Origin of the sequence: Haemophilus parahaemolyticus (assembly GCF_018373095.1) — a bacterium.
In the GTDB taxonomy this organism is placed as follows: domain Bacteria; phylum Pseudomonadota; class Gammaproteobacteria; order Enterobacterales; family Pasteurellaceae; genus Haemophilus_A; species Haemophilus_A parahaemolyticus_A.
Genome location: NZ_JAHAHT010000108.1, coordinates 1 through 5808, shown reverse-complemented (window position 1 = coordinate 5808; position 5808 = coordinate 1). Strand labels below are relative to the sequence as shown.

The 5808-nt window shown below is 33.9% G+C and carries 9 protein-coding genes and 1 pseudogene; 9 read left to right on the top strand and 1 reads right to left on the bottom strand.

What is annotated here, in order from left to right; all coding sequences use genetic code 11:
- The 6 genes and pseudogenes from KH943_RS08955 to KH943_RS08930 form a co-directional block, all read left to right on the top strand.
- Positions 1-393 (top strand): annotated as a pseudogene (locus tag KH943_RS08955) (adhesin); the annotation flags it as partial.
- A gap of 79 nt (positions 394-472) precedes the next feature.
- A complete protein-coding gene (locus KH943_RS08950) occupies positions 473-1048 on the top strand; it encodes a hypothetical protein (RefSeq protein WP_304110147.1) in 576 nt (191 codons plus the stop codon).
- A 46-nt stretch (positions 1049-1094) separates the two neighbouring features.
- On the top strand, positions 1095-1640 hold the full coding sequence (locus KH943_RS08945) for a YadA C-terminal domain-containing protein (RefSeq protein ID WP_304110146.1): 546 nt from the start codon (positions 1095-1097) through the stop codon (positions 1638-1640).
- A gap of 206 nt (positions 1641-1846) precedes the next feature.
- Entirely contained in the window at positions 1847-1987 is a 141-nt protein-coding gene (locus KH943_RS08940; protein WP_118858829.1) for a zf-HC2 domain-containing protein, read from the top strand.
- A 125-nt stretch (positions 1988-2112) separates the two neighbouring features.
- The gene (locus KH943_RS08935) at positions 2113-3225 is read left to right on the top strand and encodes an AAA family ATPase (protein ID WP_304110143.1); all 1113 of its coding nucleotides are present in this window, start codon (positions 2113-2115) and stop codon (positions 3223-3225) included.
- 1 nt (position 3226) lies between these two features.
- Positions 3227-3682, top strand: a complete 456-nt coding sequence (locus KH943_RS08930) for a type II toxin-antitoxin system VapC family toxin (RefSeq protein ID WP_304110140.1) — start codon at positions 3227-3229, stop codon at positions 3680-3682.
- A gap of 293 nt (positions 3683-3975) precedes the next feature.
- Here the strand turns inward: KH943_RS08930 and KH943_RS08920 are convergent, their stop codons facing one another.
- A complete protein-coding gene (locus KH943_RS08920; protein WP_304110137.1) occupies positions 3976-4257 on the bottom strand; it encodes a hypothetical protein in 282 nt (93 codons plus the stop codon).
- A gap of 92 nt (positions 4258-4349) precedes the next feature.
- Between KH943_RS08920 and KH943_RS08915 the strand changes: the two genes are divergently transcribed.
- The 3 genes from KH943_RS08915 to msrA all read left to right on the top strand — a co-directional run.
- Entirely contained in the window at positions 4350-4895 is a 546-nt protein-coding gene (locus KH943_RS08915) for a sigma-70 family RNA polymerase sigma factor (protein WP_304110134.1), read from the top strand.
- Positions 4896-4903: 8 nt separating this feature from the next.
- Complete coding sequence (locus KH943_RS08910) at positions 4904-5098, top strand: zf-HC2 domain-containing protein (protein WP_304110132.1); 195 nt, start codon at positions 4904-4906, stop codon at positions 5096-5098.
- 117 nt (positions 5099-5215) lie between these two features.
- Positions 5216-5808: peptide-methionine (S)-S-oxide reductase MsrA (gene msrA / locus KH943_RS08905; RefSeq protein WP_304110129.1), on the top strand; the 593-nt coding region annotated here is incomplete at its 3' end.

Below are 5808 nucleotides of genomic sequence, written 5' to 3'. Positions count from 1 at the left end.
AATTCTGTAAACAAACAAACAAACAAACAAACAAACAAACAAACAAACAAACAAACAAACAAACAAACAAACAAACAAACAAACACTAACCTTTTCTTCCCATCTTGCACAATAACTACGGCTCTCTCCATTATTGGTGGAATATTCACTAATCCAGCTTTAGCAGATACTTCTCCCCCTGCCACTTCAAATACTAACTTTTCACAAAATTTTGGAATGAAAGATATTAGTACATCTGATAGTACGAGCAATAACAATATCATTATCGGTAATTTAAAAACTAATAAAATTAATGATGTTAAAGGTACTGATACTTCTAATCCTAATCCTAAATTATCTCACGCAACTAATAATTTAATCGTTGGCGATAACAACACTTTAACGGGTAAATAGTACGGTAGTTGTAGGGCTTAGTAATAATGCAACAGGCGTTTTTTATGGTGGGGGTAATGGTAATTTACAGGTTTATGGTTTGAGTAATACAGTAAAAGGTGCTTCAAGCCAGGTGTTTGGGCAAGGAAATAAAGTGTATGGTGTCTATCAGACTGTGTCTGGTTTTCAAAATATGGTAGGCAAAAATAGCAGTAATGTAAATGATTATACCTACAACGTTGTATCAGGCTATAAAAATAAAGTGGAGGGGGAGCATAATATTGTATTTGGCGAAGAAAATGAAGCGAAGACATCTGACAATACCAAACCTAAGGTAAATTATACAGTGGCGTTAGGATATAGCGTGAAAACCCTTGGAGATAATGCCGTGGCAATTGGCAAGGAAACTGAAGCAAATGATGGTTCTACGGCAATTGGTAAAGAGGCAAAGGCTTCAGGTGGTAAATCTGTTGCATTAGGGAAAGAAAGTAAGGCATTGGAAAGTTATACAGTGGCAATTGGCGATGGTGCAAAAGCCTTAAAATCGTCAGCAGTAGCTATTGGTTCTGATGCAAAAGCTGAACATAGTAGCAGTGTTGCATTAGGTTCTGAGGCAATAACAACAAGATCGGATGAAGTTTCTGTAGGTAAGGCTGGCACTGAAAGATATTGCTAATGTAAAAACAGCCGTAAAAGATACCGATGCTGTAAATAAAAAACAAATGGAAAAAGCAGATGCAAAAACGTTAGTAGATGCAAAACAATATACCAATGAAAAATTTAACCCATTAAATACAAAAGTGACAGATATCGAAACTAAAATCGCAGGTGTGGATAGTAAAATTGTTCAAGCAAAAAAAGAAGTGGTTTCACAAATTACGGAAGAAGCTGTTAAACGTGAAGCGGGCGATGCAAAAACTTTATCAGATGCAAAACAATATACCGACCTCAAATTAGGCACATTGCAAACGCAAGTGCATAATTTCCAATCAGATTTTAACGAGCTAAATGGCAAATTAGGAAAATTAGACAGCAAATTAGAACGTGGTTTGGCGGCGGCTAACGCACTTTCTGGTTTAGTATTGCCACAAGCGGTCGGAAAAGCGAGTTTTTCTGCTGCGGTGGGCGGTTATGGCAGCCGTAATGCAGTGGCGATTGGCGTAGGTTACACACCAAAAGCAAATATCACATTAAAAAGCGGTATCGCTGTGAATGCAGGCAAAAACAGTAAAATTTCCTATCAAATGGGGGCTGGCTGGGTTTGGTAAGGATAAAACAACCAATCTAATCGGATAAATTAGCATCTAAAACGAGCATTTTCTGTTTAGCATCAAGTTAAATTGAAAATGCTCGTTTTTTATCCTAATTATTCTTTCTTAAACACCAGATTTTTCTTAACTTCGCGAAACAGCTTCAATGTAAAATTTTTCATTTTAAATTTCCTTTTTTGAGTGTAAAAATAGTTAAAAAATAGATTTCATTAGATATACAAGAAAAAGTTGGGCTAAAACTGTCTTTAACTACCAGCCCTTATTGTCGATGCTTTCAACGAAATTGTGAAACATTAAGCAAAATGGTGAAAAAATTTAGAGATGCCACAGATAAATCTATATAATTAAATGATAGATAATAAAAATGGATGATTGGACTGGCAAAATATTTTACAAATTCGATTGTTCTAGTTTATTAAATGGTAAACTAGTTTTATATCTATGCTTACAAACAAAATAGGATTACGGTATGTTATTAGATCAGCATATTGAATTTAAGAATGTAAAGGGAGTGGGCTGTATTAATTTACAACTCTCTAATAAAAAAATGAATGTGATTATTGGCTCTAATGGAGTCGGTAAAACTAAAACTTTAGAATCGCTTTACACGCAATTATTCTTTACGAATAAATATGTGGCAGATAATTTTTATGTTTATTCTGACAAAATTGTATTTGAAAAAGCACTTATTAATAAGACTAAGGTTTCTGACTTTATAAAAAAGAATTCTTCTTATATAAGAATATCAGATGCTATTGAGTCGAAGAGTTTCCATGACTTTCCTATAATTTATTTGGCAGCACAAAATCGAGGAGAAATCCAACAAAAACGGGGTAATGTGGATGGTGCAATAGGCGAATTTGAGACAAGAAAAAAAGCTTATGTGGAATCTGTTATTGATAAAATGCAATACAGTTTTTCTACTTTAAATATGCAAGGTTCGATTGATGAATGGTTTATTCAGCGAGCAAATTCATCTAATCGATATCAACTTCGTGAAAATAATCGTGAGGTGGAATTGTTAGCTGTATTGCGAATTTTAAATCAGATTGACTCTCGCATAAGTGCAGCTCCTGAAGATTTTAAATCGCCAGATGGAGAACGTGTAACCATTAAATTGGATGGAAAAATACATTATTTGAGCGAGTTAAGTAGTGGATTTGCTTCTTTAATTAAAATTGTTCAATCTATTGTAGCTGGCTATTCTTATTTCACAAATTCGGAAGATATTGAGCAAGTAAAAGGCTATGTTTTGATTGACGAAATTGAAAGCCATCTACATATTGAATGGCAAACGAAGATATTACCGTTGCTAACAAAAATTTTTCCAAATACCTATTTTGTAATTACTACGCATTCTTCTCTAGTACTAACTCAATTAGTTGATGGAGCTGCATATCAGCTAGTTCAAAAAAATGATGTTGTGGTGACGAAACTTATTCAAAATGCGGGTCAAGCTGCGTTGATTGACTTATTAGATGAAGCGTTTGGAGTGAGTCTCAACAAGTTACGTCTTGAAAATACTACAGCAGAATCTCAATCTGATATGAAGAAGGCATTATTAGATTTATTAGGAGCTTAATATGTCTATAAATAAAGTCCCATTAAATAATAAAGTGCTATTAGATTCCAATATTTTAATTGCCGCAATTAAAAATAATCGCAGTATAGAGGCTCAGCGTTTACGTGAGTTGTTATCAGATTCGCAAAACATCGTTTATATTACACCGCTTATTTATTATGAGGTATTGCGTGGTGTTGATTGGGTGGATATTCCTAATTACGAAAAACATCTTTCGGTATTAAATAGACTCAGTAATTTGAATATTGATAAGCCGATTGCAGATTTGGCGGCTAAGTTATTTCGATATGAAAGACGTTTGCGTCAAGATAGTGGGCAAACGCCAAAGAAAATTGATAAGCATAATTTTGATATTATGCACTTTGCAACAGCTAAACAGAATGGATTGGTATTAGCTTCCATTGATAAAGATATTGCAGATTGGGATTTGCTTTATACGAGGTTGATAACTGAATAGTACTTACCAAGCGGTCAAATTTTTACTTAAGTCTTACAGAATTTGGTCGCTTTTGTTTCATTTCTCCCTTCTTAGCTTAAAAATAAGATTTCTAGGTATTCCTTATTCTAAAAAGGTTCTCGTTTTAAGGTGTTTTATATCCAGATATTTGATTCTTACAAGATATTGACGATTTGGTGAATATAGGGGGAGAGGTTATTACGGTAGATGAAATAGACTGTCCGCGTTCTGTTGGTATTGAAAGTGCGGTAAAAAATTTTTGAGATTTTTACCGCACTTTTACAGACTGTTTTTTACATTTTTTCTTTTGTCATTTTCATTTTTTTATTTGATTTCATCTTTTTATCAGATTTCATTTTCATATCAGATTTCATTTCCATCTCATCAGACTTCATCATGTGGTCAGAGTGCATTTTCATATCATCTGATTTCATCATTTTTTTCATTGAGGTATTCATCATGGGTTCTGATTTCATTGGCATGGCATCAGATTTCATTTCTTCTGCGTAAAGAGTGCTTGCACCAAATAACATAGCTATACCTAAGATTGCAGTTTTCAATGTAAAATTTTTCATTTTAAATTTCCTTTTTTGAGTGTAAAAATAACAACCTTAGTATGTTAAAGGAAGTGGGTTTCATTTCTTATATAAGTTTTAAAGGAATTAAAATGAATGTTATATCTGATCTTGAGCTTCAGCAAATTCGCACTCAAATGCTGACATTTGCACGATTGCAAGTTAATCAAGCTGATCTTGCCGAAGATTTAGTACAAGAAGCCTTTTTAAGTGCATTCAAAAATCTTGATAATTTTAAGCATCAATCCGCTTTTAAAACCTGGGTTTTCGCCATTCTCAAAAACAAAATTATCGATTATTTACGTCAGAAAGGGCGGTTTGTTTTAGAAAGTGAACTTGAAGATGAAAATACCAATAATTCATTTTTTGATGAAAAGGGGCATTGGAAACCAGAACATTACCCGAGTGAATTACAAGGCGAAGAAGAAACTGTGTATTCCGATGAATTTTGGCTGATTTTTGAAACTTGTTTGACTTGTTTACCCGCCAAACAGGCAAAAATTTTTATGATGCGAGAGTTTTTAGAGCTTTCATCTGAAGAAATTTGTCAAGAAACGCATTTAACTTCGTCTAATTTACATACCACCCTTTATCGGGCTCGTTTACAGTTGCAAAACTGTCTTTCAAAAAAACTTTAGGAGAGATTATGCGTTGTCGCCAAGCCACTCGAATGATTTCTGAATCGCACGAACGTTCATTAGATATACAAGAAAAAGTGGGGCTAAAAGTACATTTAGTTACCTGCCCACATTGCCGTCGTTTTCAAAGAAATTGTGAGACATTAAGCAAAATGATGAAAGAATTTAGGGATGTAGAGCCGAATAATAAAGAAAATTTATAGGTTATAACGATATATAGCGGTCATTTTTCTTAAAAATTTTACAAAAATCTGTAAGAAATCCAATTCTTCGCCGTCTAACCTTATGTAACGTTAATTTTTACTTCATAAGGAAAAGCAATGAAACTATCAAAAACATTTCTATTTATTACCGCACTTTGCAGTGCTACACCAACTTTAGCAATACAAAATTCAACATCATCATCTGGAGAACAAAAAATGGCAATGGAAAATACACAAAACATTCGAGAAATTTATCTTGCTGGTGGTTGTTTCTGGGGTATGGAAGCATATATGGAGCGTATTCACGGTGTGAAAGATGCGATTTCTGGCTATGCCAATGGTAATACGGAAAAAACCAGTTATCAGATGATTGGCGTAACCGATCACGCAGAAACGGTAAAAGTTACTTACGATGCAAACCAAATTTCGTTAGATAAATTGCTTAAATATTATTTTAAAGTGATTGATCCAACGAGTGTAAACAAACAAGGTAACGACCGTGGTAGACAATATCGCACAGGGATTTATTATCAAGATGGGGCAGATAAAGCAGTGATCGAACAAGCTCTCGCCCAGCTTCAAACCAAATATAAAAAACCAGTGCAAGTTGAGGTGCAACCGCTTAAAAATTACATCGTAGCAGAAGAATATCATCAAGATTATTTGAAGAAAAACCCAAATGGTTATTGCCATATTGATATTACCAAAGC